Below are 26,503 nucleotides of genomic sequence, written 5' to 3'. Positions count from 1 at the left end.
GGCGTCGCACCGCGGACCGGCCTCGGGCGAGTCGTGCGTCACACGGGACCGAGGTCCCCTGGTCGGCGAGAGGTTCGCGGGGGACGCTGGGCGGGCCACGTGCACGCCCGACGAGGGGAGCCGAGATGCGAGTCCTGGTGACGGTGGCATCGCGCCACGGCGCGACCGCCGAGATGGGCGACGTGATCGCCCACGAGCTGGAGGAGGCGGGGCACCAGGTCGACGTGATCGCGCCCGACGAGGTCGAGCGCGTGATGCCGTACGACGCCGTGGTCCTCGGCTCGGCGGTGTACGTGGGCCGGCTCGGGGCGTCGCTGCGCGACCTCGTCGAGCGGCAGGGCGCACACCTGCGGCTGCGGCAGGTGTACCTGTTCTGGTCCGGTCCGGTCGGCGACCCGCCGATGCCCGCGGGGGTTCCCGACGACGTCGAGGCGATGGCGCGCGCGACCGGCGCCGTCGAGGTCGAGTGCTTCGTCGGAGCCCTGGACCGGTCGCACCTCAACATCTCCGAACGCGCGCTCGTCGCGCTCACCCGGGCCGAGGCCGGCGACTTCCGCGACCTGGACGTCGTGCGGGAGTGGGGGCGCAAGGTCGCCGAGGCGCTCGCGGTGCACCACTGACCCGACGATCCCGACCGGCGCACCCGCCGCGCGGGCCTGTCAGGCGGCGGCCGGGTGCGCGGCGAGCAGCGGCGTGAGGGTCTCGACGAGGTGCCCGCGCACGATCGGCGCGACGTCGAGCACCGTGACGGCGCGGCCGAGCTCGGCGCTCAGCGAGGTCACGTCCGCGTCGGGCAGCCCGCACGGCACGATGCGGTCGAAGACCGTCAGATCCGGGCTGCAGTTCAGGGCGAAGCCGTGCATCGTGGTGCCGCGCGCGACCCGGACGCCGATCTGGGCGACCTTGCGCGCCAGCCCGCCCGGCCGTGCCGCGAACCACACGCCGCTGCGGCCCTCGACCCGGATCGCGGCCAGCCCGAGGTCCGCGCACGTGCGGATCAGGGCCTCCTCGAGCGCCCGGACGTAGCGCACCACGTCCACGGGTGCGGCGAGCCGCACGATGGGGTAGCCGACGAGCTGGCCGGGGCCGTGCCATGTGATGCGTCCGCCGCGGTCGACGTCGACCACGGGCGTCCCGTCGAGCGGTCGGTCCCACGTCCCGGTGCGACGGCCGGCGGTGTAGACGTTCTCGTGCTCGACGAGCAGGACGGTGTCCTCCCGCTCGCCGGCCGCGACCGCGGCGTGCACCTCGCGCTGCAGGTCCCACGTCGGCACGTACGGCTGGTGCCGCACGCCCAGGTCCAGCTCCTCGAAGCGCACGTCGGTCAGCCTAGCCCGCGCGCCCGGACCGCTCGGATCCCCGGGTGCCGGCGGTCCGTCGGGTGACCGCGGTCCGTAGGGTGACGGCATGGAGCCGATGCGCGTGGGACTGGTGGGGTACGGCGGCGCGGGACGGGGGATCCACGCGCGCCTGCTGCGCGCGGCGGGTCAGCGCGTGACGCACGTGGTGACCCGGAACCGGGCCGGGCAGGTCGCCGAGGACTGGCCGGGCGCGGTCGTCGTCCCGGACGTCGCGGCGCTGCTCGCGCACGCGGCCCAGCTCGACCTCGTCGTCGTCGCGAGCCCGACGGGCGACCACGTCGAGCACGTGCGGGCCGCGCTCGCGGCGGGTGCGCACGTGCTGGTCGACAAGCCGCTCGCGACCACGGCGGCCGACGCGCAGGCGCTCGTCGACGTCGCCGACGGGCGTCTCACGGTGTTCCAGAACCGCCGGTGGGACCCCGAGCAGCTCGCGCTCGTCGACCTGCTGGCCGCGGGCACGCTCGGTGACGTGCACCGGTTCGAGCGGCGCTGGGAACGGTTCCGGCCGCAGCCGCAGGACCGATGGAAGGAGAACGACGAGGAGGCCGGTGGGCTGCTGCTGGACCTCGGTGCGCACCTCGTCGACTCCGCGGTCCAGCTCTTCGGGCCTGTGCGGAGCGTCTACGCCGAGCTCGCGGCGCGCACCACGCCCGCGGTCGACGACGTGTTCCTCGCGCTGCGCCACACCGGCGGCGTCGTCAGCCACCTTCAGGCGGGCGGGCTCGTCGGGGCGCCCGGACCGCGCACGCGCGTGCTCGGGAGCGCCGGCGCGTACCTCGTCACGTCGTTCGAGGGCGAGCACACGCCGTTCGCCGTGCTCGACGACGCGTACGAGGAGGGCCGTCGTCCGGGTGAGCCCCGGCACGAGGGGTGGCTCGTGCGCGGCGCCGAGCGCACGCCGGTGCCCGCACCGGCCGGCGGGCACCACGACGTGTACCCCGCCGTGGCCCGTTGGGTGCGCGGGCTCACGCCGCCGCCGGTCGACCCGGCCGACGCCGTGATGACCGCGCGGGTGCTCGACGTCGCGCGGCTCGCCGCGGCCCGCGGTGAGGTCGTCACGATCTGATCGGTCTGGTCAGGGCAGGGCAGTGCAGGGCCTGTGGATGACGCCCGACGCGGTTCGCCGGAACGGGCTTGCATGGGCGCATGAACATCCACGCGGTGCCGCCGGAGGTCGACGAGGTGCTCGCGGCCGCCGGCTTCCGTGCCGTCGGGCCCGTGGGACCCGGGGGATCGGGGCTGCTGGCCCGGGCGCTGGACGGCTCCGCGTGGGCCGTCGAGCTGTACGTCGTTCCGGGCCGGCTGGACGACGACGCACGCGCTCGCATCGGTGCGTTGCGCGCCGTGCGGCACGAGCACGTCGCGCGGCTGCTCGAGGTCGTCGCGCTGCCGGGTGATCGACTGGCCCTGTTCGTCGAGCACCACGAAGGTCCGAGCGTGCGGCTGCTGCTCGCGGCGCGCGCCGCGCTGAGCGAGGGGGAGGCGGTCACGGTCGCGATCCCGATCGCGCAGGGCCTCGGGGCACTGCACGACGCCGGTGTGGCCCACGGCGCGGTCGGCCCCGACTCGGTGGTCGTGCGGCCCGACGGGCGTCCTGTGCTCGTGGACCTGCGCGCCGCGGTGGCCGGGACCGGTGCGGCCGGTGGAGATGTCACGGGCCTCGTCGAGTGCGCGCTCGCAGCGCTCCCACCCGAGCCAGGTCCGGCCGACCTGGTGGGCGCTCTCGGCGAGCTGCGTGACGGCAGCGCCGACGCCCGCCGCGTGGTGGACCGCTGCTTCAGGGCGGTCCCGCCCGAGCCCGTGCTGCTGCCGTCGGCGGCCGACCTCGCGGCCGCCGACGTCGCGCGCGTGCAGGGTGGCGAGCGCGTCGCGGCGCTGCGGCGTGTGGCGAGCGGGCGACCCGTCGCGCCCGACCGGTGGTCGGTGGCTCGGCGGGCGTCGATCGCGGTGGCCGCGCTCGTGCTCGTCGGCGGGCTCGCGGTGGGTGTGTTCGGCTGGCGCGGAGCGGCCCGGGCGGTCGCCGAGCCGGACGGCGGGTCGGCTGCGGCCGCCCCGGCTTCGACGTCGCCGGCAACGACCTCGCAGGCTTCGACCTCGCAGGCGACGACCTCGCCGGACGAACAGCCCGAGCGGGACCCGGCGCGGGCGGCCGAGCTGCTCACGACGCGCCGTGCGCAGGTCCTCGTGTCGGCGGACGCCGCGGGGCTCGACGGGGTGGACGAGGTCGGCGGCCCGGCGCATGCGGACGACCTGGTGCTGCTGGCGAGCCTGGGCGGGGACCGGGCGGTCGGCCTGGACGTGCGGGTGATCGAGGCCCGCGCCCTCGACGGCGATCAGCAGGTCGCTCGCGTGCGCGTGGTGAGCACGACGAGCGCGTACGAGCTGGTCGGGCCCGACGGCGCCACCCGCGCGGGCGGGCCGTCCGTCACCGCGACGGTCGTTCTCGAGCTGCGCTGGGGCCACGACGGCTGGCGGGTGTGGCAGGTCCTGCCGGCGTGAACCGGCCGGGCCGACTGTGGTCGTGATGGTCTCTCAGGAACGCGACGAGGCGAGCCAACGGGCCGCGGACGCGAGGTCGGGGTGCGTCGGGTGGAACCCCGTCGCGTCGAGCGCGGCAGGGACCGCACGGATCGAGCCGAGCACCTCGCTCGAGAAGTCCCGCAGCACGAGCCGCAGCGCCCATGCCGGTACGGGCAGCGGGGCCGGTCGGTGCATCGCGTGCGCGAGCTCGTGCACGACGTCGGAGTTGCGGTCCGCTCGTGTGACGAGGTTGACCGGTCCGGCGACGTCGGCCGACAGCAGGTGCTCGATCGCCGCGACCTCGTCGGGCAGCGTGATCCAGGACCAGTACTGGCGACCCGAGCCCATCCGCCCGCCCAGGCCCGCGCGCAGCAGCGGCCACATCGGTTTGAGTGCGCCGCCGCCCGGCCCGAGCACGACGCCGGTGCGCAGCAGGACGACGCGGACCCCGGCGTCGGCGGCGGGTGCGGTCGCCGCCTCCCACTGCCGGACGACCTCCGCGAAGAACGTCGTGCCCAGCGGCTCCGACTCGTCGAGCGCGGTGTCGCCGCGGTCGCCGTACGCACCGATGCCGGAGGCCTGCAGGAGCACGCGTGGACCGTCCAGCGTCGCGAGTGTGCGGGCGATCAGCCCGGCGCTGTCGACGCGCGAGTCCAGCACGGCCCGCTTGCGCGCGGCGGTGAGTGGTCGCGTGCCCGGGTTGACGCCCGCGAGGTCGATCACCGCGTCGGCCCCGGCGAGCGCGTCCGGGTCCAGCCGTCCGTCGCCGGGGTCCCACCCGATCTCGTCGGGCGCGGTCGGCTCGCGGCGCACCAGCAGCCGGACGTGGTGCCCCGACCCGGCGAGCCGACGGCGCAACGCCGTCCCGATGAACCCGTGCGCACCCGCGACGACGACCTGCATGCCGCCACGGTAGGCGCCGGCGGTCCCGTCGTCGCGCCGGACGCAGCGCGGCCGCCGTCGCACCCGAGGGTGCAGCGGCGGCCGCGACGTGGTCCGGTCGAGCCGGGGGGTGGCCTCAGAGACCGAGGTCGGCCTCGAACGCGCCCTCCTCGAGGCGGGCCTTGAGCGCGCTGAGGTAGCGCGACGCGTCGGCTCCGTCGACGAGGCGGTGGTCGTAGGACAGGCACAGGTAGCACAGCGAGCGGATGGCGATGACGTCCTCACCCTCCGGTCCCTTCACCACGGCGGGACGCTTGACGATCGCGCCGGTGCCGAGGATCGCCGAGGTGCCACCAGGGACGATCGGCGTGTCGATGATCGCGCCGCCCGAGCCGGTGTTCGTGACCGTGAAGGTCGCACCCGACAGCTCGTCCGGCGTCACCTTGTTGGCGCGCGTGCGGCCCGCGACGTCGGCGATCCTGCGGGCGATCCCGCCGAGGTTGAGGTCGCCCGCGTCCCGGATGACCGGTACGACGAGGCCGCGCTCGGTGTCCACCGCGATGCCGACGTTCTCCTGCGCGTGGTACGTGATCTGGTTGCCCTCGAGCACGCCGTTGATCTTGGGGTACGCCTTGAGCCCCTCGATCGCCGCGAGCACGAAGAACGGCAGGAACGTGAGGTTCACGCCCTCGCGCGCCGCGAAGTCCGCCTTGGCGCGCGTGCGCAGGCGGGCGATCTTCGTGACGTCGACCTCGACCACCGTGGTGAGCTGGGCCTGCGTGTGCAGCGCCTCGACCATGCGCTCGGCGATGATCTGGCGCAGGCGGCTCGCCTTCTCCGTGGTGCCCCGCAGCGGAGAGACCGCCGGGACGGCCGCGGGTGCGACCGGTGCCGACGACGCAGCCGCAGCCGGAGCCGGCGCTGCAGCCTTCTCGGCCGCTGCCTTCTCGGCCGCGGCGGCAGCTGCTGCGGCGGCCTCGGCGGCTGCCGCGGCCTCGAGCACGTCCTCCTTGCGGATGCGACCGCCCACGCCGGTGCCGGTGAGGCTCGCGACGTCCACGCCCTTGTCCGCGGCGAGCTTGCGCACGAGCGGCGTCAGGTAGCTGCCGGAGGCCGCGGGAACCGGAGCGGGTGCGTTCTGCGCCGGTGCAGCCGCGACGGGAGCCTGCTCGGCGGGTGCAGCCGGGACGGGAGCGGGCGTCGCCGGGACCGGCGCCGGAGCGGCGGCAGGCTCGGCTGCGGGCTCGGCGGCCTGCGGGGCCTCGGGTGCGGGTGCCTCGGCTGGTGCGGGCGCCGAGCCGGAGCCGATGACGGCGAGCACCGCGCCGACCTGCACGGTCTCGTCCTCCTGGACGAGGATCTGCTGCAGGGTGCCGGCGAACGGCGAGGGGATCTCGGTGTCGACCTTGTCGGTCGAGATCTCGAGCAGCGGCTCGTCGAGCTCGACCGTGTCGCCCACGGACTTGAGCCAACGCGTGACGGTGCCCTCGGTGACGGACTCACCGAGCGCCGGCAGCGTGACGTTCTCGCTCACGCCGCCCGCATCGGAGGCTGCATCGGACACAGCATCGGACGCGGCTGCCGGAGCGGCGGCCTCCTCGTGCTGCTCGGGAGCCTGCTGCTCGGGTGCAGCCTCGGCCGCCGGCTCCTCGGCGGGCGCCTGCTCGGCGGACTGCTCCTCGGCGGCCGCCTGCTCGGGAGCGGCCTCGTCGGACCCGGAACCGGCGCCTTCGCCGGACCCGATGACCGCGAGCACCGCGCCGACCTCGACGGTCTCGTCCTCCTGGACGAGGATCTGCTCGAGCACGCCGGCGAACGGCGAGGGGATCTCGGTGTCGACCTTGTCGGTCGAGATCTCGAGCAGCGGCTCGTCGACCTCGACCGTGTCACCAACGTTCTTCAGCCAGCGGGTGACGGTGCCCTCGGTGACGGACTCGCCGAGAGCGGGAAGCTGCACGTTGTCGGACACGTCTGCGTCTCCTTCGATGTCAGTTGTGGGCGTGCAGCGGCTTGCCGGCGAGGGCCAGATGGGCCTCGCCGAGCGCCTCGTTCTGCGTGGGGTGGGCGTGCACGAGCGAGGCGACGTCCTCCGGGTACGCCTCCCAGTTCACGATGAGCTGACCCTCGCCGATGAGCTCGCCGACGCGCGCGCCGATCATGTGCACACCGACGACCGGACCGTCCTTCTGACGCACGAGCTTCACGAAGCCCGACGTGCCGAGGATCTTGCTCTTGCCGTTGCCCGCGAGGTTGTACTCCAGGGTCTCCACGCCGTCGTCGCCGTAGAGCTCCTTGGCCTTCGCCTCGGTGACGCCGACGGAGGCGACCTCGGGCTCCGAGTAGGTCACGCGCGGGATGCCGGACTCGACGATCGGCGCGGGGTTGAGCCCGCAGATCTGCTCCGCGACGTAGATGCCCTGCGCGAAGCCGCGGTGCGCGAGCTGCAGGCCGGGGACGATGTCGCCGACGGCCCAGACGTTGCCGACGCCCGTGCGCAGGTTCTCGTCGGTGATGACGAAACCGCGGTCGAGCGTGAGGCCCTGCTCCTCGTAGCCGAGGCCCGAGGTGCGCGGACCGCGGCCGACGGCCACGAGCAGCAGGTCGGCGTCGAACGTCTTGCCGTCCTCGAGCGAGACGTGCACGCCGTTGTCGTCCTGCGTGACGCCGGAGAACCGGACGCCGAGGTTGAACTTGATGCCGCGCTTGCGGAACGCCCGCTCGAACGCCTTGGACAGCGCCTCGTCCTCGTTGGGCACCAGGTGGGGGAGCGCCTCGATGATCGTGACGTCCGCGCCGAACGACTTCCAGACCGAGGCGAACTCGGAGCCGATGACGCCGCCGCCGAGGATGATCGCGGACTGCGGCACCCAGTCGAGCTGCAGCGCCTGGTCGGACGTGATGACCCGGCCACCGATCTCCAGGCCCGGCAGCGACCGCGCATAGGAGCCGGTCGCGAGCACGACGTGCTCGCCGGTGAGCGTCTGGCCGTTCACCTCGACGGCGTTCGGACCGACGAGCCGGCCGTAACCCTCGACGACCGTGATGCCGCGCGACTTCACGAGACCCTGCAGACCCTTGTAGAGGCCGCCGATCACGGAGTCCTTGTACTGGTTGACGCCCGCCATGTCGACCCGCTCGAGCGTGGTGTGCACGCCGTAGTGCGCACCCTCGCGAGCGTTGTCGGCGAGCTCGGCCGCGTGCAGCAGCGCCTTGGTCGGGATGCAGCCCTGGTGGAGGCAGGTGCCCCCGACCTTGTCGGCCTCGACGAGGGCGACGTTCTTGCCGAGCTGGGCGGCGCGCAGGGCGGTGGCGTAGCCGCCGCTCCCGGCTCCCAGGACGACGATGTCGAAGGCGGTGCCGTTGGTGTCGGCCACGTGCTGACTCCTATGCGCAGTCGGACAGACGGGTGGGGGAGTTCGCCGACCATCTTGTCATCACCGTGCGACGCCCACGAACCCGGACGGCGCGACCGGCGTGTGACGCTGCGAACAGTCATCCCACGACTGGAGACGGCCCGGACGGGTCACGCGGTGGCGCTCTTGCGTTCCAGCAGTCGCTGACGCGCGTTCCAGTCCCGCCAGCTCTGCGGGTAGCCGGTGCGCTGCACGTCGTAGACCGGGACGCCGATGTCGCGTGCGAGCTGCTCGGCGGTGCGGGCGTCCGGTACACGCCGCCGGGTCCACTCGCCGTCCCGCGCGACGAGCATGATCGTCGTCTGCGTGACCGACGTCTGCGGCTCGACGTACGCCTCGACGCCGATGCGTGACGTCGCGAACTCGCGCAGGTGGGCCACGGTCGCATCGCGAGCCGACGTGTCGTCGGCGACGGCGGCGGGCGCGGCCTTCTTGCGGGAGAACAGACCCATGCGTGGACCCTAACGTGCCTCGAGGAACGCGAGCAGGGTGCGCACCGCAACACCCGTCCCGCCGACGGGCGTGTAGCCGTGAGCACCCTTCTCGTTGTACGCGGGCCCCGCGATGTCGAGATGCGCCCACGGCGTGCTCCCGACGAACTCGCGCAGGAAGATCCCGGCGCTGAGCATCCCGCCGAAGCGGTCGCCGATGTTCGCGATGTCGGCGACCTTCGACTTGAGGCCCGCGCGCAGGTCCTCGGGCAGCGGCATCGGCCAGAACAGCTCGCCACCCGCGTCGGCGGCGGCCACGATCTGCGCGCGCACGTCGTCGGAGCCCATCACGGCCGACACCCGGTGCCCGAGCGCGACGACCTGGGCGCCCGTGAGCGTCGCGACGTCGATCACGACCTCGGGCGCCTCCTCGACCGCGGCGACGAGCCCGTCGGCCATGACCAGCCGGCCCTCCGCGTCGGTGTTGAGGACCTCGACCGTGGTGCCGCCGCGGATCGTGATGACGTCCGACGGCCGCTGCGCGGTGCCCGACGGCATGTTCTCGGCGAGGCACAACCACGCGGTGACGGCGACCGGCAGCTCGAGCCGGGCGGCGGCCAGCACCGTGTGCAGCACCGCCGCGGCGCCCGCCATGTCGGACTTCATCGCCTCCATGCCGGCGGCGGGCTTGATCGAGATGCCGCCCGAGTCGAACGTGATGCCCTTGCCGACCAGCGCGACGCGCCCCGTGGGCCGCGAGGGCGAGTACGCCACCTTGACCAGGCGCGGCGGACGCGACGAGCCCTGCCCGACGCCGATGAGGCCGCCGTACCCGCCGGAGGCGAGCGCCTTCTCGTCGAGCACGGTCACCTTGACGCCCTTGACCCCCTTGGCCGCGGCCTTCGCCTCGTCCGCGAACGCGGCCGGGTACAGGTCGTTGGGCGCGGCGTTGACCAGGTCGCGCACGGCGTGCACCGCGGCGGCCACGACCTCGGCGCGCGCGATCGCGTCCTTGGCGGCCCGGTCGCGCGCGCGGTCCGAGAGCACGACGACCTTGGCGACCGCAGGCTTGGCGGCGGCCTGGTAGCGGCCGTAGGAGTAGGCACCCAGCAGCGCGCCCTCGGCGACTGCGGCGACGCGTGCCACGTCCTGCGCGGGCAGGGCCAGCGCGACCGTGCCGACGCCCGCGAGCTCGCGCGTCGCGGCGCCCGCCGCCCGCCGCAGGGTCTCGGCGGTCGGGTCGTCTGCGCCGACGCCCGTGAGCACGAGCACCGGGGTCTTCAGGCCGTCGACCGGGATGCGGCGGACCTCGTCGGCGGCGCCCGTGAGCCCGAGGGCCGACGCGCTCGCGATGAGCGAGGTCCGCACGTCCTGCGGGAGCCAGTCGGCGAGCAGCCGGGGCTTGCCTTCGGACTGGGCGACGGCGACCACGAGGGCGTCGGCGGAGACACGCAGGGGAGAGGTGGAGGTCAGCTCGATCACCCGTCGATGCTAACCGCCCGCACGCCCGGGTCAGGGCCGGTAGGTTGTGCGCCCGTGGTCGTCGCTCTCGCCGTCGTGGTCGGTGCCCTGTGCGTCGCACTCGCGGGCTGGGCGCTGTGGTTCGTCGTCGCCGACCGCGCGGTGGTGCTCCGCCAGCTGTGGGGTGCCGCGGTCGTCGAGGGCGTGCTCGTCGTCCAGGCCGTGATCCTGGGCGTGCTCGCCGCGACGCAGCACGACGTCGACGGTGCGTTGTTCTGGGGCTACGTCGTGACACAGGCGATCGTCCTGCCGATCGCGGCCGCGTGGGCGTTCGCCGAACGCACCCGCTGGAGCTCGGTCGTGCTGCTGGTCGCGGCGCTGACGGTCGGCTTCCTCGAGTTCCGTCTCCTGCAGATCTGGGGTGTCGTGTGACCACCGAACCGGCCGGACCGACCGCCCGTCCCCGCACGGGTGCGGGCTTCGGCCGCCTGCTCGTCGCGGTGTACGCCGTGCTCGCGCTCGCCGCGACGGCCCGCGGCCTCTACCAGGTCACGACGAAGCTCGACGAGGCGCCGCTGGCGTACGCGCTCTCCCTCGTGGCGGGCGTCGTCTACGTCGTCGCCACCGTCGCCCTCGCGACGAACCGGCGCACGCCGGCCTGGGTGGCGGTCGGGTTCGAGCTGGTCGGCGTGCTGACGGTCGGGATCCTGTCGCTCGTAGACGTGGGTGACTTCCCCGACGAGACGGTGTGGTCGGGTTTCGGCGTCGGCTACGGCTACGTGCCGCTCGTGCTGCCGTTCGTCGGGCTGTGGTGGCTGTGGCGGACGGGTCGGACGCCGACGCCCGCGCCGACCGTAGGGTGAGCGCGTGTACCGGCTGCTCTTCGAGCTCGTCTTCCGTCGTATGGACCCCGAACGCGCGCACGAGCTCGCGTTCGGGCTGATCGGCTTCGTCGGCCGAGCGGGGTTGCTGCGCTCGCTCGTCGGACGCGTGTTCGCGGTGCCGCGCGGCGGTGAGGTGCAGGTGTGGGGGCGCACGTTCCCGGGCCGGTTCGGCGTCGCGGCGGGCTTCGACAAGAACGCGCGCGCGGTCGAGGGTCTGGCGATGCTCGGCTACTCGTTCGTCGAGATCGGCACCGTGACCGCGCAGCCGCAGCCCGGTAACGAGAAGCCGCGCCTGTGGCGGGTGCTCGACCAGCGCGCGCTGCGCAACCGGATGGGCTTCAACAACGAGGGCTCGGCCGTGGTCGCCAGGCGCCTCGAGAGGCTGCGCGCCGGTGCGCACGGACGTTCGCTCGTCGTCGGCGTGAACATCGGCAAGACGAAGGTCACCCCCGTCCAGGACGCGGCGGCGGACTACGCGACGAGCGCGGGCCGGCTGGCGCCGTTCGCCGACTACCTCGTCGTGAACGTGTCGTCGCCCAACACGCCCGGCCTGCGCGACCTGCAGTCCGTCGAGGCGCTGCGCCCGATCCTCGAGGCGACGCGCACGGCCGCCGACGAGGCCACGACCCGCGCCGCCGTCGCGCCCGTCCCGCTGCTGGTCAAGATCGCTCCCGACCTGTCCGACGAGGACGTCGACGCGGTCGCCGAGCTCGCGGCCGAGCTCGGTCTCGACGGCGTCGTCGCCGTGAACACGACGATCGCGCACGACCTGGGTCCCGGCGGCCTGTCCGGCCCGCCGGTGCTGGCCCGGGGCCTCGACGTCGTCGCGCGGCTGCGCGACCGGCTCGGCCCCGAGGCCGTCATCATCGGGGTCGGCGGGATCACGACCTCCGCGGACGCGCGCGAGTACCTCGCGGTGGGTGCGACGCTGGTGCAGGGATACACGGGCTTCATCTACGAGGGTCCCGCGTACGCGAGCCGGATCGGGCGGGCGTTGGCGGCCGATGCCGGCCGGCGCGAGGCACGGGAGGCGGGACGATGACGGTGCGGCCGCAGTGGGAGTGGCGTCTGGACGACGAGCGCGGTCCGGTCGACCGGCCCGTCAGCCCGGTGTTCGGCAACCGCTACGACGCGGAGCAGTGGCTCGGCGAGCACTGGCGGACCCTGGCCGCGCAGGGCGTCGCGACCGCGAACCTGCTGCACGAGGGCGCCGTCGCGGCGCCTGCGCTCCCGTTGCCGCCCCAGGGCTGAGGTCGCCGCCTGCTGTCACGTGACTGCCTGAGGGCGGCTGCTCAGACGACCAGGCGCTCGGCGTCGAGGGGCGAGGCCGCACCCGTGTCGAGGCCGAGCGCGGACCACGCGCGGCCCAGACCGTCGACCGCCCGCTCGAGGCGGTCCGGGGTGGACGTGTAGGGAAGCCGGACGAAGCGCTCGAGGCTCGCGTCGGTGCCGAACGTCGGCCCGGGCGCGACGCGCACGCCGTGCCGCAGCGCGATGGCGGCGAGCGCCGACGAGACGGGTGCGCCGAGGTCCGCCCAGAGCGCGAGGCCGCCGGGCGGGACAGGGACGTCCCACGCGGGCAGGCGCTCGCTCACGAGTGCGTGCAGCAGGTCGCGGCGGGCCCGCAGGACACGCCGCCGCTCGGTCAGCACCGCTTCCTCGTCGGCGAGGAGCTCCACGACGACGAGCTGGTCGAGCACGGACGTCCCGATGTCGACGTGCGCGCGCGCGGCGGCCAGGCGCACGACGACGTCGGGGTGCGCGCGCAGCCAGCCCACGCGCAGCCCGCCCCAGAACGACTTCGAGGCCGAGCCGACGCACACGACGAGTCCGGCGGCCGAACCGTCGCCCGCGAACGGCGGGGGAGCCGCGCCCTCCAGGGTCAGGTCGGTCAGTGCCTCGTCGCCCACGACGAGCGTGCGGTGGCGGCGCGCGAGCGCGCGCACCTGCTCGCGGGCGGCGGCGTCCAGGGACGTGCCGTTCGGGTTGCGGTGGTCCGGGATGAGGTAGGCGAGCCGCGGCGCGGTCTGCCGCAGCGTGGACTCGAACAGGTCGAGGTCCAGCCCGTCGCGTCCGCTCGGGACGGGCACCGGCCGCGCACCGGCCGCGCGGACCGCGTCGAGCGCGTGCGGGTAGGTGGGCTGCTCGACGAGAACGCGGTCGCCGGGGCCGGCGTGCGCGGCGACGAGCAGGTGGATGGCCTGCTGCCCGCCCGTGGTGACGAGGATCTGCTCCGGCGTCGTCGGCACGCCCCGCGCGGTGTAGCGCTCGGCGATCGCCCGGCGGAGCTCCGGCAGGCCCGTGGGTGAGTACCCGGTGCTCGCGAGGTGGCGAGGCAGGGCGTCGAGTGCGGCGACGACCGCGCCGTGCAGCGCGGTCGGGGCGTCGGGTGCGGCGATCGACAGGTCGACGACCGCCTCGTCGTCGGGCAGCACGGACGTCCCGCTCGGGGCGACCGTCGCATGGTGCTCGGGCACCGTGGTGACCGTCCCCGAGCCGCGGCGGCTGACGAGGTAGCCCTCGTCGCGCAGTGCGTCGTACGCGGCGGTCGTCGTGGTGCGGGACACGCCGAGCGCGTCGGCGAGCTCGCGTTCGCTCGGCACGCGGGAGCGCAGCGGCACGGTCCCGGAGAGCACCGCGGCGCGCAGCGCATCGGCGAGGGCCGTGTAGGCCGGCCCGGGGCGGTGCCAGGCGCCGAGGAGGGTGGCGAGCCGGTGGCCGGAGACCCGGCGCTCGCTCGGGAGCTCGATCATCCGACCACTCTTCCACAAGTGGCTATGGGATACCAGGCCACTTGCATCCAGGGTGGAGCTCATGACAAGTCTGGTGCTGGGTACGCTCCTGCTCGTGCTCCTCCTCGCGCTCTCGGCCGCGCTCGTGCGGACCGTCCGTCGCGACGGCATGGCGCCGCGCGGAACGGTCCGCGACTGGGCGGTCGGCACCACGCTCCCGATCGCGCGCAGCACGCGGGCGGGCCGGTGATCCCCGCCCCGCGCACCCGACGCCTCGCCCAGCTCGCGCTCGGGCTCGTGCTCTACGCGCTGTCCATGGCGATGCTCGTGCACGCCGGGCTCGGCGCCCTGCCGTGGGACGTGCTCACGCAGGGGATCTCGCAGCGCACCGGCCTGTCGTTCGGCACCGTGACGCTGCTGGTCAGCCTCGTCGTGCTGGCGTGCTGGGTGCCGCTGCGGCAGCGGCCCGGAGTCGGGACGGTCGCCAACGTGCTGGTGATCGGGCTCCTGGTGGACCCGGCGCTCGCCCTGCTCGACCTGCTGCCCGACCCGCTGCCGCTCGGCGTGCGCATCGCCGGCGCCGCGGTCGGCATCGGCCTCAACGGCGTCGCGACCAGCCTGTACGTCGGTGCGGGCCTCGGTCCCGGTCCGCGTGACGGGCTCATGACGGGCCTGGTCGCCCGCACGGGTCGGCCGGTCGCGCTCGTGCGCACGGGCATCGAGGTGGTCGTCGTGCTCGCGGGCATCGCGCTCGGCGGGACGTTCGGTGTCGCGACGGTGGCGTACGCGCTCGTCGTCGGGCCCGTGGTGCACCTCGTGCTCCCGCGTGTGCGCGTCCCGACCGACGAGCGCGCTGTCCCCGCCGCCGGTCCGAGCACGCAGGAGGCCCCGGCCGTCGTGTGACGAGCGGGGCCTTCTGCGAGTCGATCAGTACAGGTCGATCAGCGCGGGCCGGGGGCGTTGCGGGCCGTCATGCCCGGGTCGCGCTGGACCGAGTCGCCGAGGACCTCGTCGATCGTCGCGAGCAGCTCGGGCGGGATCGTGACACCCGAGGCCACGACGTTCTCGGTGACCTGCTCGGGCCGCGACGCGCCGATGATCGCCGCCGCGACGTTGTCGTTCTGCAGCACCCACGCCACCGCGAGCTGCGCCATCGTCAGGCCCAGCTCGTCGGCGACCGGACGCAGTCGCTGGACGCGCTCGAGCGTGTTCTCCTGGCCGAGGATCCGGGAGATGAAGTTCGCGCCGCCCTTCTCGTCGGTCGCGCGTGATCCGGCCGGCGGCGGCGTGCCCGGCAGGTACTTGCCGGTCAGGACGCCCTGCGCGACGGGCGACCAGACGACCTGCGAGACGCCGAGCTCGCGCGAGGCGGGCACGACCTCCTCCTCGATCACACGCCACAGCATCGAGTACTGCGGCTGCGACGAGATGAGCTGGACGTCGAGCTGCGCGGCGAGCGCGTGGCCGGCGCGCAGCTGCTCGGCGGTCCACTCGCTGACGCCGATGTACAGGGCCTTGCCCTGGCGCACGACGTCCGCGAACGCCTGCATCGTCTCCTCGAGCGGGGTCGACACGTCGTAGCGGTGCGCCTGGTAGACGTCCACGTAGTCGGTTCGCAGGCGTCGCAGCGAGCCGTTGATCGACTCGAGGATGTGCTTGCGGGACAGGCCGGAGTCGTTCGCACCGTGCGGCCCGGTCGGCCAGTACACCTTGGTGAGGATCTCCAGGCTCTCGCGCCGCTCGCCGTCGAGCGCCTCGCCCAGCACGGCCTCGGCGGCGGTGTTGGCGTAGACGTCGGCGGTGTCGAACGTGCTGATCCCGGCGTCGAGGGCGGCGCGCACGCAGGCCTTGGCGGTGTCGTTCTCGACCTGCGAACCGTGCGTCAGCCAGTTCCCGTAGGTGATCTCGGTGATCTTCAGGCCGGATCGGCCCAGATAGCGGTAGGCAACCATGCCGTTCACCCTAGGCTCCGGCCGGGCCTGCGACCGCCCGTGCCGTCAGGCGGGGGTCACTCGGGGAACTGGCGACGCTTGACCTGCGGCTTGGGCAGGCGGGCCCGGCGTAGCTGGAACGCGCGCATGACCGCGTACATCAGCAGGCCGGAAGGCACCTCGCCGAACTTGGCCTTCAGGCGGCGCTTGAGCTGCCACCACATGACGATGCCGTCGATGATCGACACGACGACGTACAGGTACAGGAAGAGCATCGCGAAGATCGCGATGGGCGAGTTCGCTGCGGCGAACGCGAACTGCACGACGAGGAAGAGCGCCGCGACGGGCAGGAAGAACTCACCGAGCGTGAGCCGGGCGTCGATCCAGTCGCGCACGTAGCGCCGGACGGGGCCGCGGTCGCGGGCGGGCATGTGGCGCTCGTCGCCGCTCTGCATCGCACGCATCTCGCGGTCGCGCTGCTCCTTGGCCGCCGTGCGGGCGGCCTTGGCCGCACCCGAGCGGTCCTGCGCGACGAGCGGACGCTTGTTGGCCGCCTCGGCCTCCTTGCGCCTGGGCGTGGGCCGACCCTTGCCGGTCACGTCCGTGGGCGCGTCCTGCTGCGGCGTGGGGGAGATGATCTCCGGGTCCTTCTGGCGTCCGAACACCCCGTCAGGGTAGTCGAGTAGCGTGACGGAGCGTGACTGCGAACGACGCTGCGACCCCCGCCCATGTGCCTGCCGACGTGCCCACCCACGACGATCCGCGCACCGCGACGCTGCGCTCGCGCGTCGCCGCCGGGTTCCCCGCCCTGCGGGCCGATCTCGAGGCGCTCGTGCGCATCCCGAGCGTCTCGAACGGAGAGTCCGACCAGGCACACGTCGCGGCCAGCGCCGATGCGGTCGCGGCACTGCTGCGAGGCGTCGGGTTCGACGACGTCCGCGTGCTGTCGGTGACGACGGCCGACGGTCGCACCGGGCGGCCCGCCGTGGTCGCGCGGCGCCCCGGACCGGCCGGCGCACCGACGGTGCTGCTGTACGCGCACCACGACGTCCAGCCCGTCGGCGACCTCGCCGAGTGGACCACGCCGCCGTTCGAGCCGACCGAGCGGGACGGGCGCCTGTACGGACGCGGTGCGGCCGACGACAAGGCGGGCATCGTCGCGCACCTCGGCGCGCTGCGGGCCCTGCGCGACGAGCTCGCCGTGGGCGTGACGGTGTTCGTCGAGGGCGAGGAGGAGATCGGTTCTCCGACGTTCGTCGAGTTCCTGCACGCGCACCGCGACGAGCTCGGTGCGGACGTGATGGTCGTGGCCGACTCGTCGAACTGGGCCGTCGGCACGCCGGCGCTCACGACGGCACTGCGCGGCCTGGTGTCGTGCGACGTCGAGGTCGCCGTGCTCGACCACGCGATCCACTCCGGGATGTTCGGCGGCCCCGTCCTTGACGCGCCGACGCTGCTGGCGCGCCTCGTCGCGACCCTGCACGACGAGAACGGCGACGTGGCGGTCGCCGGCCTCGTGCACGCCCCGGACCCGCAGGTCGACCACGACGAGGCGACGTTCCGCGCCGACGCAGGCGTGCTCGACGGCGTGCGGCTGGCCGGCACCGGACCGCTGAGCGCCCGGCTGTGGGCGCGGCCCGCGATCGGCGTCATCGGGTTCGACGCGCCGCGGGTCGCGACCGCGTCGAACACCATCGCGCCGCGCGCGACCGCGCGCCTGTCGATGCGGATCGCGCCCGGGCAGGACCCGGCGGCCGCTGCGGCCGCGCTGGCGACCCACCTGGAGGGGCACGCGCCGTTCGGCGCACGCGTCGAGGTCCGGACCGTCGACCTCGGCAAGCCGTTCCTGGCGCCCGCGGACTCGCCCGCGATGCGCGCCGCGCGCAGGGCGTTCGCGCAGGCGTGGCGCACCGCGCCCGTCGACATCGGGCTCGGCGGCTCGATCCCGTTCATCGCCGACCTGCTCGAGGTGTACCCGGACGCGTCGATCCTCGTCACAGGCGTCGAGGACCCCGACAGCCGCGCGCACGGCGCGAACGAGTCGGTGCACCTCGGCGAGCTCGAGAAGGCCGTGCTGGCCGAGGCGCTGCTGCTCGACGGCCTGGCGCACCCGCTGGCCTGAGCGACGGGCTCAGCGGGCGGCGACGTCCACAGCCCGTGCCCACGCGGCGACGTCGGCGGGCAGCTCCGGGGGGCTCACCGGCTCGCCCGCGAGCAGCGCGACGACGTCGGGCGCCGCGACGCGCTCACCCTTGCGGCCGAGGAACCGGCCCGCGACGATGCCGCGCGCGACGTGCTCCGGTTCGCCGTCGCGACCTCGTCGGGAGAACGACTGGTCGAGGTACACGACGCGCTCGTCCCAGCCGAGCACGCTCGTCGTGACCTCGAAGCGCTGGCGCCACGTGAGCGAACGGCGGTACTTGATCGTCTGGGCCGCGACCACGGGGTACCAGCCGCGCTCGTTGAGCGCGCCGAACGCGCCGAGGTCCGCGAGGTAGTTGGACCGCGCGACGTCCATGCACTGCAGGTAGATCCCGTTGTTGACGTGCCGGTACAGGTCGAGGTCCGACAGGTGCACGCGCATGCGCGTGACGGACGGGCTGAACAGGTCCTGACCGGGGACCGCGCGGCGGGGACGGAACGTGGCAGCCGCGAGCTGGAGGGTGCGGATCACCCGGCGATGTTACTCAGTGGTAGCCGGGCTCGTCTCGGGCGGTCCCGTCCGCCTCAGACCGGCGGCTCGGGGTCGTACTGGATGCCGCGCCGCACGATCCGGGCCGCCTCGACCGAGTCGAGGCGCGCGACCAGGTGCAACGCCATGTCGATGCCCGCCGAGACGCCCGCGGAGGTGACGACGTCGCCGTCGTCGACGAACCGGGCCTCGGTGTCCACGAGCACGCTGGGGTCGAGGAGCGCCAGCTCGTCGAACGCCGACCAGTGCGTGGTGGCCGGACGACCGCCCAGCAGCCCGGCAGCGGCGTACACGAGCGACCCCGTGCACACGCTCGTCAGCAGCGGCGTCGTCGCGCGCATGGACCTGACCCACGTCAGGTGGTCGGGGTCCTTCGCGAGCGCCCGGGTGCCCTGACCGCCCGGGTAGACGAGCACCGACAGCGGGCCGAGGTCGTCCGACGAGGTGTCCGGCACGAGGCACAGGCCCTTTGCGCAGCGCACGCCCGAGCCGTCCTGCGAGAACGTGCGCACCTCGGCGTCGGTGCGCAGGTGCTGGGCCCACCAGGACAGCACCTCGTAGGGCCCGACGACGTCGAGCTCCTCGGCGCCGTCGAACACGAAGATGCCGATGCGCAAGGGTCGGCCGGCGGCCATCGAACCTCCTGGTGGCTCGGGGGTGTCAGTAGCCCGGCAGCGCCAGCATCTGGTCGAGCGCGACGCGCGCCCAGTGGGCGTCCTCGGGGTCCACGACGATGCGGTTGACGGGACGTCCGGCGACGAGCGACTCCATCGCCCACACCAGGTGGGGCAGGTCGATGCGGTTCATCGTCGAGCAGAAGCAGACCGTGTCATCGAGGTACGCGACGCGCTTGTCCGGGTGCTGGTCCGCGAGGCGGCGCACGAGGTTGAGCTCGGTGCCGATCGACCACGACGAACCCGCGGGGGCCGCGTCCAGCGTCTTGATGATGAACTCCGTCGAGCCAACGAGGTCCGCCGCGGTGACGACCTCGTGCGTGCACTCGGGGTGCACCAGGACGGTCACGTCGGGGTCGGCCGCGCGGGCGTCGGCGACGTTGCGGGCCGAGAACCGGCCGTGCACCGAGCAGTGGCCGCGCCACAGGATCATGCGCGCGTCGCGCAGCTGCTGGACCGTGAGGCCGCCGTTCGGGCGGCGGGGGTCGAACACCACGCAGTCGTCGAGCGTCAGGCCCAGCGCCAGGACGGCGGTGTTGCGGCCGAGGTGCTGGTCCGGCATGAAGAGCACCTTGCCCGTGCCCTCGACGCCGCCGACCTTCTCGAAGGCCCAACGCAGCGCGACGTGCGCGTTCGACGACGTGCAGACCGTCCCGCCGTGGCGGCCCGTGAACGCCTTGATCGCCGCGGTCGAGTTCATGTACGTCACCGGCACGGTGTCGTCCGCGACGCCCGCGTCGACCAGCACGTCCCACGCGTCCTCGACCTGGTCGATCGCCGCCATGTCGGCCATCGAGCAGCCGGCGGCGAGATCGGGGAGCACGACCTGCTGGTGGTCGGCCGTGAGGATGTCGGCCGACTCGGCCATGAAGTGCACGCCGCAGAACAGCACGAACTCGGCCTCGGGCCGCGCGGCGGCCTCGCGCGCGAGCTTGAACGAGTCGCCGGTCACGTCGGCGAACGCGATGACCTCGTCGCGCTGGTAGTGGTGGCCGAGCACGAACGCGCGGGGGCCGAGGGCCGCCCGCGCCGCACGCGCACGTTCGACGAGGTCCGGGTCGCTGGGGGCCGGCAGGGCACCCGCGCACTCGACGCCGCGCTCGGAGGCCAGGTCGACGCCGCGTCCCAGCAGCAGCAGCGCGGAGGCTGCCGGCTCGGTGAACGCAGCGGGGGAGGTCGTCAGGCTCACGGTGCCGATCCTTGCACACGGCGCTCGCGCGGCCCCCGGCGCGCCGTCCCGTGGACGGCCCGGTGTGACCGCCGCCACGGGGACGTGCGAGAGTGCGCACGTGCACGTCCTGGTGGCTCCCGACGGCTTCGGCTCCAGCCTGACCCCGACGCAGGCGGCGGCCGCGATCTGCGCCGGCTGGGCCGACGGCGCACCGCACGACGAGACGATCGGGCGACCCCTGTCCGACGGCGGACCCGGCTTCGTCGAGACGCTGCGCACCAGCCTGCGCGGCGAGCTCGTCGCGACGACCTGCACAGGTCCGCTGGGGGAGCAGGCGCCTGCGGCGATCCTGCTCGACGAGGCCCGCGGTACGGCATACGTCGAGTCGGCGCACGCCGTGGGTCTCGCGCTGGTCGCGCCGGCGCACCGCGACCCCACCCGGACCTCGACGCGCGGCCTGGGTGAGCTGCTGGTAGCCGCCCGGGCGACCGGCGCGCGGCGCATCGTCGTCGGTCTCGGGGGTTCCGCGACGAACGACGCGGGTGCGGGGCTGCTCGTCGGGCTCGGGCTCGACGACCCCGCCGGTCGGCTGACCGAGGGCGGCGGGCGCCTCGGCACGGTGGTGCCCGACGACCTGACGGGGCTGCGCGCGCTGCGCGCCGACTGGGCCGGCATCGAGCTCGTCGTGGCCACCGACGTCGACGTGCCGTTGCTCGGCCTGCAGGGTGCGAGCGCGGGCTTCGCGCCGCAGAAGGGGGCGAGCCCGCAGCAGGCCCAGGACCTCGAGCGCGCGCTGGCCCACTACTCGCGGCTCGTCGTGGATGCGCTCGGCGACGCCGTGCGCCCCGACCTGCTCGCCGGTGCGCGGGCCTCCTCGGGTGCGCAGCGGCTCACGCACACGCCCGGTGCGGGTGCCGCGGGCGGGCTCGGGTTCGGTCTGGCCGCGCTGGGGGCGCGCATCGTGCCCGGCGCCGCACTCGTCGCCGACGCCGTCGGGCTCGACGCGGCGCTGGCGGACGTCGACCTCGTCGTGACCGGCGAAGGGCGGTTCGACTGGCAGTCGCTGCACGGCAAGGTCGCCTCGCTCGTCGCCGAGCGCGCACTGCTGCACGCCGTGCCGACCGTGGTGCTCGCGGGCCAGGTGGAGGTCGGGCGTCGCGAGCTCGCCGCGGCCGGCATCACGGCCGCCTACGCGGTCGCGGAACGGCCCGACGAGGTCGCGGCGGCGCTCGCGGATCCCGCCGGGACCCTCGCCACGCGGGCCGCCCGCGTCGCCCGCACCTGGAGCCCGGCCGGGGCGTGATGCGTGCGCGCGGCCGTGCTCGTCGTACCCTGGGAACAACAGGCCGGGTGTGCGTGTTGGCACCCTCGACAGTCGCCGCCTTCCAAGGAGTGAGCATGAGCGAGACCACCGAGGTCGCCACCCACGGCGTCATTCTCTCCGACGTCGCCGCGGGCAAGGTGCGCAGCCTGCTCGAGCAGGAGGGTCGTGACGACCTGCGACTGCGTGTCGCGGTCCAGCCCGGCGGGTGCTCCGGCCTGATCTACCAGCTCTACTTCGACGAGCGCGTGCTCGACGGCGACGCCGTGAAGGACTACGACGGCGTCGAGGTCATCGTCGACCGCATGAGCGTCCCCTACCTCGAGGGCGCGACGATCGACTTCGCGGACACCATCGAGAAGCAGGGCTTCACGATCGACAACCCGAACGCCGGCAGCGCGTGCGCGTGCGGCGGTTCGTTCAGCTGATCCGCTGACGCCACGAGAGGCCCGGTCCCCCGCGGGGCCGGGCCTCTCGGCGTCCGAGCACCGCTCGGATCACGCGACCGTCAGTCGTCGGGGTCCAGCGCGGCGCGCACGCGCGCGACCGCTCCCGGCAACGCGTCGAGGAACGCCGTCACGTCGTCGCCGGTCGTCGTCGGCGGCAGCGCCAGACGCACGTTGCCCTGCGTGAGGACGTGCATCGCGGCCAGCACGTGGGACGGCTCGAGGGTGCTCGACGTGCACGCCGAACCCGAGCCGACGGCGAACCCGAGCCGGTCGAGCTCGGTCACCAGTGCCTCGCCGTCGGCGTACAGGCACGAGAACGTCAGCACGTGCGGCAGGCGGTCGTGCGGGTCGCCGACGACCGCGACGTCGGGCACCTGCGCCGCGACGCGTTCGCGCACGAGTCCGACGAGCCCGCGCAGCCTCTCGTCCACCGCGCGCTGCGCCGCCTGCGCCTCCTGGAGCGCGACGGCGGCGGCCAGCGCGGCAGGCACGCTCACGCCGCCGGGGAACCAGCGCGCGTCGTCGTGCGGCCCGTCCGGCGAGCGACGCACGCCCGCGCGCGTCACGAGCACGCCGATCCCGGCGGGCCCGCCCCAGTCCGCCGCGTCCGCGGCCAGCACGTCCCACGCCGGGCCGACGTCGACGTGACCGAGGCTCGAACCGGCGTCGACGAGCAGGGGGACACCGGCCGCGCGCGCGGCCGCGTGCACCTCGTCGAGCGGCTGCCGGGTCCCGACCTCGCCGTTGGCGTGCTGGAGCGCGACGAGCGCGACACCGGGTGCGGCGAGCGCGGCCGCCATCGCGTCCGGGTCGACCCGGCCCAGGCGGTCCACGGGCACGACGACCCGGCGGCCCGCACCACGCGCCGCGACGAACTCGGCCGCGTGCAGCACCGCGGCCCGCTCGACGGCCCCGACGACGACGTCGGCGCCCAGCCGGCGTCGGCCGTGCGCCACGGTGCGGACGGCCGAGTGCAGCGCGGCCGTGTGGGACGGCGCGAGATCGACCTCCTCGGTCCGGGCGCCGACGGCGGCCGCGATCGCCTCGCGCGCGCCGTCCAGCAGTGCGCGGGAGCGGCGACCCTCGGCGTGCAGCCGGCGGGGGTCCGCCCAGCCCTCGTCGAGCGCCTGCAGGAAGGCCTCTCGGGCGCGAGGGCGCAGCGGTGCGCCCCCTCCGGCGTCGAGCATGCGGCGCGGCGCCGGAGGGGCCGTGGCGGCCCGCTGCGCGGCTCGCTCGTCGTGCATGCGTGGATCCACACGGGGAACCGTAGCCCGCACGCCCGACCTGCGGATGTGACGGTGCTGACACAGTGTCGTCAAGTGGTGTCGTCGGGGCGAAACCCGGTCCGCAGCGCGCTAGGCTGCACGCGTCGAGGACGAAGGTCCCGGGTGAGGCGCTTCCGCAAGGCCGCGCTCCGGGACGCCGAGTGAGAGGTCACCCGTTGCACCCGGACACCCCCCGCCGGAAGCGGCGCCCGGCCCTGAAGTGGGCGGGCCTCGCGGCCGTCGTCGCGCTCGCCCTGAGCGGATGCTCCGCCGAGGTCAGGCGCGGCTGGCTCCCCGGCAACTCCGACGCCGAGGTCACCGACCAGACCGGCCGCATCACCGACCTGTGGGTCGGCTCGTGGACCGCCGCGCTGATCGTCGGGCTCATCACGTGGGGCCTGATGCTGTGGTGCGTCACGGTCTACCGCAAGCGCAAGGACGACGACGTCCTGCCCGTGCAGCTTCGCTACCACGTGCCGCTCGAGATCATGTACGTGATCCTGCCGATCGTCATGGTCGGGGTGCTGTTCTTCTTCACGAACCGCGACATGACCGAGATCAACGCGACGGACAAGCCCGCGGACCTCCACGTCCAGGTCGTCGGCAAGCAGTGGAGCTGGGACTTCAACTACCTGGACGACGACGTCTACGACACGGGGCAGCACGCGCAGGACGTGGGCGGATCGCACGGCGTGCTGGCCGACCAGGTCACGCTGTACCTGCCCGTGGGCGAGCGCGTCGAGTTCACGCTCGACTCGCGCGACGTCATCCACTCGTTCTGGGTGCCCGAGTTCCTCTACAAGCTGGACATGATCCCGGGCAAGACCAACCACTTCCAGGTCACGCCGCAGCAGGAGGGCACCTACCTGGGCAAGTGCGCCGAGCTGTGCGGCGAGGAGCACTCGTCGATGCTCTTCAACGTCAAGGTCGTCTCGCGTGACGAGTACGACGCGCACATGGAGGAGCTGCGGGCCAAGGGCCAGACCGGGTCGCTGGGCCTCGAGTACAGCCGGCAGCAGGACCTGAGCAGCACCACGCAGGAGGACGAGAACTGATGGCGGCCGTCGCGGAGCACGTCCCGGGGCTGGCGCCATCCCGCCAGACGCTGGGTCGCACGATCATCAAGTGGGTCACGTCGACCGACCACAAGACGATCGGCTACATGTACCTGATCACGTCGTTCGTGTGGTTCATCGTGGGTGGCCTCCTGGCGCTGCTCATCCGCGCCGAGCTGTTCCAGCCGGGCATGGAGGTCTTCCAGTCCAAGGAGCAGTACAACCAGGCGTTCACGATGCACGGCACGATCATGCTGCTGCTGTTCGCGACGCCGCTGTTCGCGGGTTTCGCGAACGTCATCATGCCGCTGCAGATCGGCGCGCCCGACGTCGCGTTCCCGCGGCTCAACATGTTCGCGTTCTGGCTGTTCTTCTTCGGCGGGCTCATCGCCGCGTTCGGCTTCCTCACGCCGCAGGGGGCCGCGTCGTTCGGCTGGTTCGCGTACGCGCCGCTGTCGAACACCGTGTACTCACCCGGGCTGGGCGGGGACCTGTGGGTCTTCGGCCTCGCGCTCGGCGGTTTCGGCACGATCCTCGGCGCGGTCAACTTCATCACGACGATCGTGACGATGCGCGCGCCCGGCATGACGATGTTCCGGATGCCGATCTTCACCTGGAACACGCTCGTCACGTCGCTCCTCGTGCTGATGGCCTTCCCGCCGCTCGCCGCCGCGCTGTTCGCGCTCGGCGCCGACCGCCGGCTCGGCGCACAGGTCTTCAACCCCGAGAACGGCGGTGCCATCCTCTGGCAGCACCTGTTCTGGTTCTTCGGCCACCCCGAGGTCTACATCATCGCGCTGCCGTTCTTCGGCATCGTCACCGAGATCCTGCCGGTGTTCAGCCGCAAGCCGATCTTCGGCTACAAGGGCCTGGTCTACGCGACGATCGCGATCGCGGCCCTCTCCGTGACCGTCTGGGCGCACCACATGTACGTGACCGGCTCGGTGCTGCTGCCGTTCTTCGCGTTCATGACGATGCTCATCGCCGTGCCGACCGGTGTGAAGTTCTTCAACTGGATCGGCACGATGTGGCGCGGCAAGCTCACGTTCGAGACGCCGATGCTCTGGGCCATCGGCTTCCTCGTGACGTTCCTGTTCGGCGGTCTGACGGGCGTCATCCTGTCCAGCCCGGCGCTCGACTTCCACCTGTCCGACTCGTACTTCGTCGTGGCGCACTTCCACTACGTCGTGTTCGGCACCGTCGTGTTCGCCATGTTCGCCGGCTTCTACTTCTGGTGGCCCAAGTTCACCGGCAAGATGCTCGACGAGCGGCTCGGCAAGGTCCATTTCTGGCTGCTGTTCATCGGCTTCCACACCACGTTCCTCGTGCAGCACTGGCTCGGCGTGCGCGGCATGCCCCGGCGGTACGCGGACTACTCGCCCGACGACGGCTTCACCTGGATGAACCAGCTCTCGACGATCGGTGCCGTCATCCTCGCCGCGTCGACCCTGCCGTTCCTCTGGAACATCTACATCACCGCGCGCCACGCGCCCAAGGTGACCGTCGACGACCCGTGGGGCTACGGCGGCTCGCTCGAGTGGGCCACGAGCTGCCCGCCGCCGCGGCACAACTTCACGTCGCTGCCGCGCATCCGCTCCGAGCGGCCCGCGTTCGACCTGCACCACCCCGAGGTCGCCGCGATGGACCACATCGAGCCCAACCCCGGTCCGTGGGACTGGGAGGCGCAGCGCACCGGTGAGACGCAGGTCGCGCAGGAGCGGACGGCCGAAGGGACCGGCGAGCCGGAGCAGTCGTCCGCGGTGATCGTCGAGGAACGGCCCGCGGACCAGCCGCTCGACGGCGACGAGGAGGGCACGAAGTGAGGCTCGAGGCGAAGATCTTCGGGATCGGCGTGCTGTTCTTCGTCCCCGTCGGACTCATCTACGCCGTGATGAGCGACGGTGAGCCGGTCGGCACCGTCGGCCTTCCGCTGGTCGGCGGCCTGGTGGGCATGATCGGCGCGTACTTCGCGCTCCTGGCGCGCCGCATCGACCCTCGCCCCGAGGACGACGACGAGGGCGAGATCGACCAGGGCGCCGGCGATCAGGGCGTGTACGCGCCGTGGAGCTGGTGGCCGCTGGTCATCGGGTTCGCGGCCGCGCTGGCGTTCGCGGGCCTCGCGATCGGCTGGTGGCTCGTGCTCATCGGTACGGCCGTCGGCGCGATCGGCCTCGTCGGGTGGGTCTTCGAGTTCTCCCGCGGACAGCACGCCCACTGACGCCTCGGCGTCAGGAGGACGGCAACAGGAGGACTTGGCGGCG

General features: G+C 73.6%; 28 protein-coding genes. 15 read left to right on the top strand and 13 right to left on the bottom strand.

Translation table 11 applies throughout. The annotated features are described in order from the left end of the window. Window positions 1-125: 125 nt before the first annotated feature. On the top strand, window positions 126-620 hold the full coding sequence (locus tag CCO02nite_RS02525; protein ID WP_146841417.1) for a flavodoxin domain-containing protein: 495 nt from the start codon (window positions 126-128) through the stop codon (window positions 618-620). Window positions 621-659: 39 nt separating this feature from the next. Here the strand turns inward: CCO02nite_RS02525 and lipB are convergent, their stop codons facing one another. Further along, window positions 660-1,319, bottom strand: coding sequence for a lipoyl(octanoyl) transferase LipB (lipB, locus tag CCO02nite_RS02520; protein ID WP_222593114.1), 660 nt, complete (start codon window positions 1,317-1,319; stop codon window positions 660-662). A gap of 88 nt (window positions 1,320-1,407) precedes the next feature. On the opposite strand from lipB, the gene CCO02nite_RS02515 reads away from it, so the two are divergent. Together CCO02nite_RS02515 and CCO02nite_RS15595 are read left to right on the top strand one after the other, a co-directional pair. Continuing rightward, the gene (locus CCO02nite_RS02515; RefSeq protein ID WP_146841415.1) at window positions 1,408-2,427 is read left to right on the top strand and encodes a Gfo/Idh/MocA family protein; all 1,020 of its coding nucleotides are present in this window, start codon (window positions 1,408-1,410) and stop codon (window positions 2,425-2,427) included. An 80-nt stretch (window positions 2,428-2,507) separates the two neighbouring features. Next, window positions 2,508-3,860: a serine/threonine-protein kinase gene (locus tag CCO02nite_RS15595; RefSeq protein WP_186812547.1), complete on the top strand. Its 1,353-nt coding sequence runs from the start codon at window positions 2,508-2,510 to the stop codon at window positions 3,858-3,860. A gap of 33 nt (window positions 3,861-3,893) precedes the next feature. On the opposite strand, the gene CCO02nite_RS02505 is transcribed toward CCO02nite_RS15595, so the two are convergent. The 5 genes from CCO02nite_RS02505 to CCO02nite_RS02485 form a co-directional block, all read right to left on the bottom strand. Continuing rightward, window positions 3,894-4,784, bottom strand: coding sequence for a TIGR01777 family oxidoreductase (locus tag CCO02nite_RS02505; protein WP_146841414.1), 891 nt, complete (start codon window positions 4,782-4,784; stop codon window positions 3,894-3,896). Window positions 4,785-4,899: 115 nt separating this feature from the next. Continuing rightward, window positions 4,900-6,732: a 2-oxoglutarate dehydrogenase, E2 component, dihydrolipoamide succinyltransferase gene (sucB, locus tag CCO02nite_RS02500; RefSeq protein ID WP_146841413.1), complete on the bottom strand. Its 1,833-nt coding sequence runs from the start codon at window positions 6,730-6,732 to the stop codon at window positions 4,900-4,902. Between the two features lie 19 nt (window positions 6,733-6,751). Next, on the bottom strand, window positions 6,752-8,137 hold the full coding sequence (gene lpdA / locus CCO02nite_RS02495) for a dihydrolipoyl dehydrogenase (protein WP_146841412.1): 1,386 nt from the start codon (window positions 8,135-8,137) through the stop codon (window positions 6,752-6,754). A 149-nt stretch (window positions 8,138-8,286) separates the two neighbouring features. Then, a complete protein-coding gene (locus CCO02nite_RS02490) occupies window positions 8,287-8,628 on the bottom strand; it encodes an oxidoreductase (protein WP_146841411.1) in 342 nt (113 codons plus the stop codon). Between the two features lie 9 nt (window positions 8,629-8,637). After that, window positions 8,638-10,089 (bottom strand): leucyl aminopeptidase, encoded by a 1,452-nt coding sequence (locus tag CCO02nite_RS02485; protein WP_146841410.1) that lies wholly within the window; start codon window positions 10,087-10,089, stop codon window positions 8,638-8,640. 54 nt (window positions 10,090-10,143) lie between these two features. On the opposite strand from CCO02nite_RS02485, the gene CCO02nite_RS02480 reads away from it, so the two are divergent. From CCO02nite_RS02480 to CCO02nite_RS02465, 4 genes are read left to right on the top strand one after another with little or no spacing between them, the layout of a single operon-like run. Then, window positions 10,144-10,500, top strand: coding sequence for a hypothetical protein (locus CCO02nite_RS02480; RefSeq protein WP_146841409.1), 357 nt, complete (start codon window positions 10,144-10,146; stop codon window positions 10,498-10,500). Next, on the top strand, window positions 10,497-10,931 hold the full coding sequence (locus CCO02nite_RS02475; protein WP_146841408.1) for a hypothetical protein: 435 nt from the start codon (window positions 10,497-10,499) through the stop codon (window positions 10,929-10,931). Before CCO02nite_RS02480 ends, CCO02nite_RS02475 begins: the two co-directional genes overlap by 4 nt. A gap of 4 nt (window positions 10,932-10,935) precedes the next feature. Next, complete coding sequence (locus tag CCO02nite_RS02470; protein ID WP_146841407.1) at window positions 10,936-11,994, top strand: quinone-dependent dihydroorotate dehydrogenase; 1,059 nt, start codon at window positions 10,936-10,938, stop codon at window positions 11,992-11,994. Further along, the gene (locus tag CCO02nite_RS02465) at window positions 11,991-12,203 is read left to right on the top strand and encodes a hypothetical protein (RefSeq protein ID WP_146841406.1); all 213 of its coding nucleotides are present in this window, start codon (window positions 11,991-11,993) and stop codon (window positions 12,201-12,203) included. Before CCO02nite_RS02470 ends, CCO02nite_RS02465 begins: the two co-directional genes overlap by 4 nt. Window positions 12,204-12,244: 41 nt before the next feature. On the opposite strand, the gene yczR is transcribed toward CCO02nite_RS02465, so the two are convergent. After that, window positions 12,245-13,705 carry a MocR-like transcription factor YczR gene (gene yczR, locus CCO02nite_RS02460; RefSeq protein WP_146841405.1) on the bottom strand — a complete coding sequence of 487 codons (1,461 nt, stop codon included), beginning with the start codon at window positions 13,703-13,705 and terminating at the stop codon, window positions 12,245-12,247. 61 nt (window positions 13,706-13,766) lie between these two features. On the opposite strand from yczR, the gene CCO02nite_RS15590 reads away from it, so the two are divergent. Both CCO02nite_RS15590 and yczE read left to right on the top strand, forming a co-directional pair. After that, a complete protein-coding gene (locus CCO02nite_RS15590) occupies window positions 13,767-13,934 on the top strand; it encodes a hypothetical protein (protein WP_186812546.1) in 168 nt (55 codons plus the stop codon). Then, window positions 13,931-14,587: a membrane protein YczE gene (yczE, locus tag CCO02nite_RS02455; RefSeq protein ID WP_146841404.1), complete on the top strand. Its 657-nt coding sequence runs from the start codon at window positions 13,931-13,933 to the stop codon at window positions 14,585-14,587. The genes CCO02nite_RS15590 and yczE overlap by 4 nt, the downstream gene beginning before the upstream one ends. A 38-nt stretch (window positions 14,588-14,625) precedes the next feature. Here yczE and CCO02nite_RS02450 read toward each other — a convergent pair whose 3' ends face one another. Further along, window positions 14,626-15,636, bottom strand: coding sequence for an aldo/keto reductase family protein (locus CCO02nite_RS02450; RefSeq protein ID WP_146841403.1), 1,011 nt, complete (start codon window positions 15,634-15,636; stop codon window positions 14,626-14,628). A gap of 56 nt (window positions 15,637-15,692) precedes the next feature. After that, window positions 15,693-16,280 (bottom strand): DUF3043 domain-containing protein, encoded by a 588-nt coding sequence (locus tag CCO02nite_RS02445; RefSeq protein WP_146841402.1) that lies wholly within the window; start codon window positions 16,278-16,280, stop codon window positions 15,693-15,695. Window positions 16,281-16,312: 32 nt separating this feature from the next. Here CCO02nite_RS02445 and CCO02nite_RS02440 point away from each other — a divergent pair, with 32 nt between their 5' ends. After that, a complete protein-coding gene (locus CCO02nite_RS02440) occupies window positions 16,313-17,737 on the top strand; it encodes a dipeptidase (RefSeq protein WP_146841401.1) in 1,425 nt (474 codons plus the stop codon). Window positions 17,738-17,746: 9 nt separating this feature from the next. Here CCO02nite_RS02440 and CCO02nite_RS02435 read toward each other — a convergent pair whose 3' ends face one another. The 3 genes from CCO02nite_RS02435 to nadA are packed head-to-tail and all read right to left on the bottom strand — an operon-like array spanning window position 17,747 to window position 20,170. Next, complete coding sequence (locus CCO02nite_RS02435) at window positions 17,747-18,289, bottom strand: acyl-CoA thioesterase (protein ID WP_146841400.1); 543 nt, start codon at window positions 18,287-18,289, stop codon at window positions 17,747-17,749. 53 nt (window positions 18,290-18,342) lie between these two features. Continuing rightward, window positions 18,343-18,942, bottom strand: coding sequence for a DJ-1/PfpI family protein (locus CCO02nite_RS02430; RefSeq protein WP_146841399.1), 600 nt, complete (start codon window positions 18,940-18,942; stop codon window positions 18,343-18,345). 25 nt (window positions 18,943-18,967) lie between these two features. Next, a complete protein-coding gene (gene nadA, locus CCO02nite_RS02425; RefSeq protein ID WP_146841398.1) occupies window positions 18,968-20,170 on the bottom strand; it encodes a quinolinate synthase NadA in 1,203 nt (400 codons plus the stop codon). A 100-nt stretch (window positions 20,171-20,270) separates the two neighbouring features. On the opposite strand from nadA, the gene CCO02nite_RS02420 reads away from it, so the two are divergent. Further along, window positions 20,271-21,455, top strand: a complete 1,185-nt coding sequence (locus CCO02nite_RS02420) for a glycerate kinase family protein (protein ID WP_186812545.1) — start codon at window positions 20,271-20,273, stop codon at window positions 21,453-21,455. 95 nt (window positions 21,456-21,550) lie between these two features. Further along, complete coding sequence (gene erpA / locus CCO02nite_RS02415; protein ID WP_146841397.1) at window positions 21,551-21,901, top strand: iron-sulfur cluster insertion protein ErpA; 351 nt, start codon at window positions 21,551-21,553, stop codon at window positions 21,899-21,901. Between the two features lie 80 nt (window positions 21,902-21,981). Here erpA and CCO02nite_RS02410 read toward each other — a convergent pair whose 3' ends face one another. Then, on the bottom strand, window positions 21,982-23,166 hold the full coding sequence (locus CCO02nite_RS02410; RefSeq protein ID WP_246117286.1) for a cysteine desulfurase family protein: 1,185 nt from the start codon (window positions 23,164-23,166) through the stop codon (window positions 21,982-21,984). A 197-nt stretch (window positions 23,167-23,363) separates the two neighbouring features. On the opposite strand from CCO02nite_RS02410, the gene ctaC reads away from it, so the two are divergent. From ctaC to CCO02nite_RS02395, 3 genes are read left to right on the top strand one after another with little or no spacing between them, the layout of a single operon-like run. Continuing rightward, window positions 23,364-24,242: an aa3-type cytochrome oxidase subunit II gene (gene ctaC, locus CCO02nite_RS02405; protein ID WP_146841396.1), complete on the top strand. Its 879-nt coding sequence runs from the start codon at window positions 23,364-23,366 to the stop codon at window positions 24,240-24,242. Further along, on the top strand, window positions 24,242-26,065 hold the full coding sequence (gene ctaD / locus CCO02nite_RS02400; protein WP_146841395.1) for an aa3-type cytochrome oxidase subunit I: 1,824 nt from the start codon (window positions 24,242-24,244) through the stop codon (window positions 26,063-26,065). Before ctaC ends, ctaD begins: the two co-directional genes overlap by 1 nt. Further along, window positions 26,062-26,460, top strand: coding sequence for a cytochrome c oxidase subunit 4 (locus CCO02nite_RS02395; protein ID WP_146841394.1), 399 nt, complete (start codon window positions 26,062-26,064; stop codon window positions 26,458-26,460). The genes ctaD and CCO02nite_RS02395 overlap by 4 nt, the downstream gene beginning before the upstream one ends. The last annotated feature ends 43 nt before the right edge of the window (window positions 26,461-26,503 follow it).

Origin of the sequence: Cellulomonas composti (assembly GCF_007990245.1) — a bacterium.
GTDB lineage: Bacteria > Actinomycetota > Actinomycetes > Actinomycetales > Cellulomonadaceae > Cellulomonas > Cellulomonas composti.
This window is presented reverse-complemented; position numbering and strand designations above follow the sequence as displayed.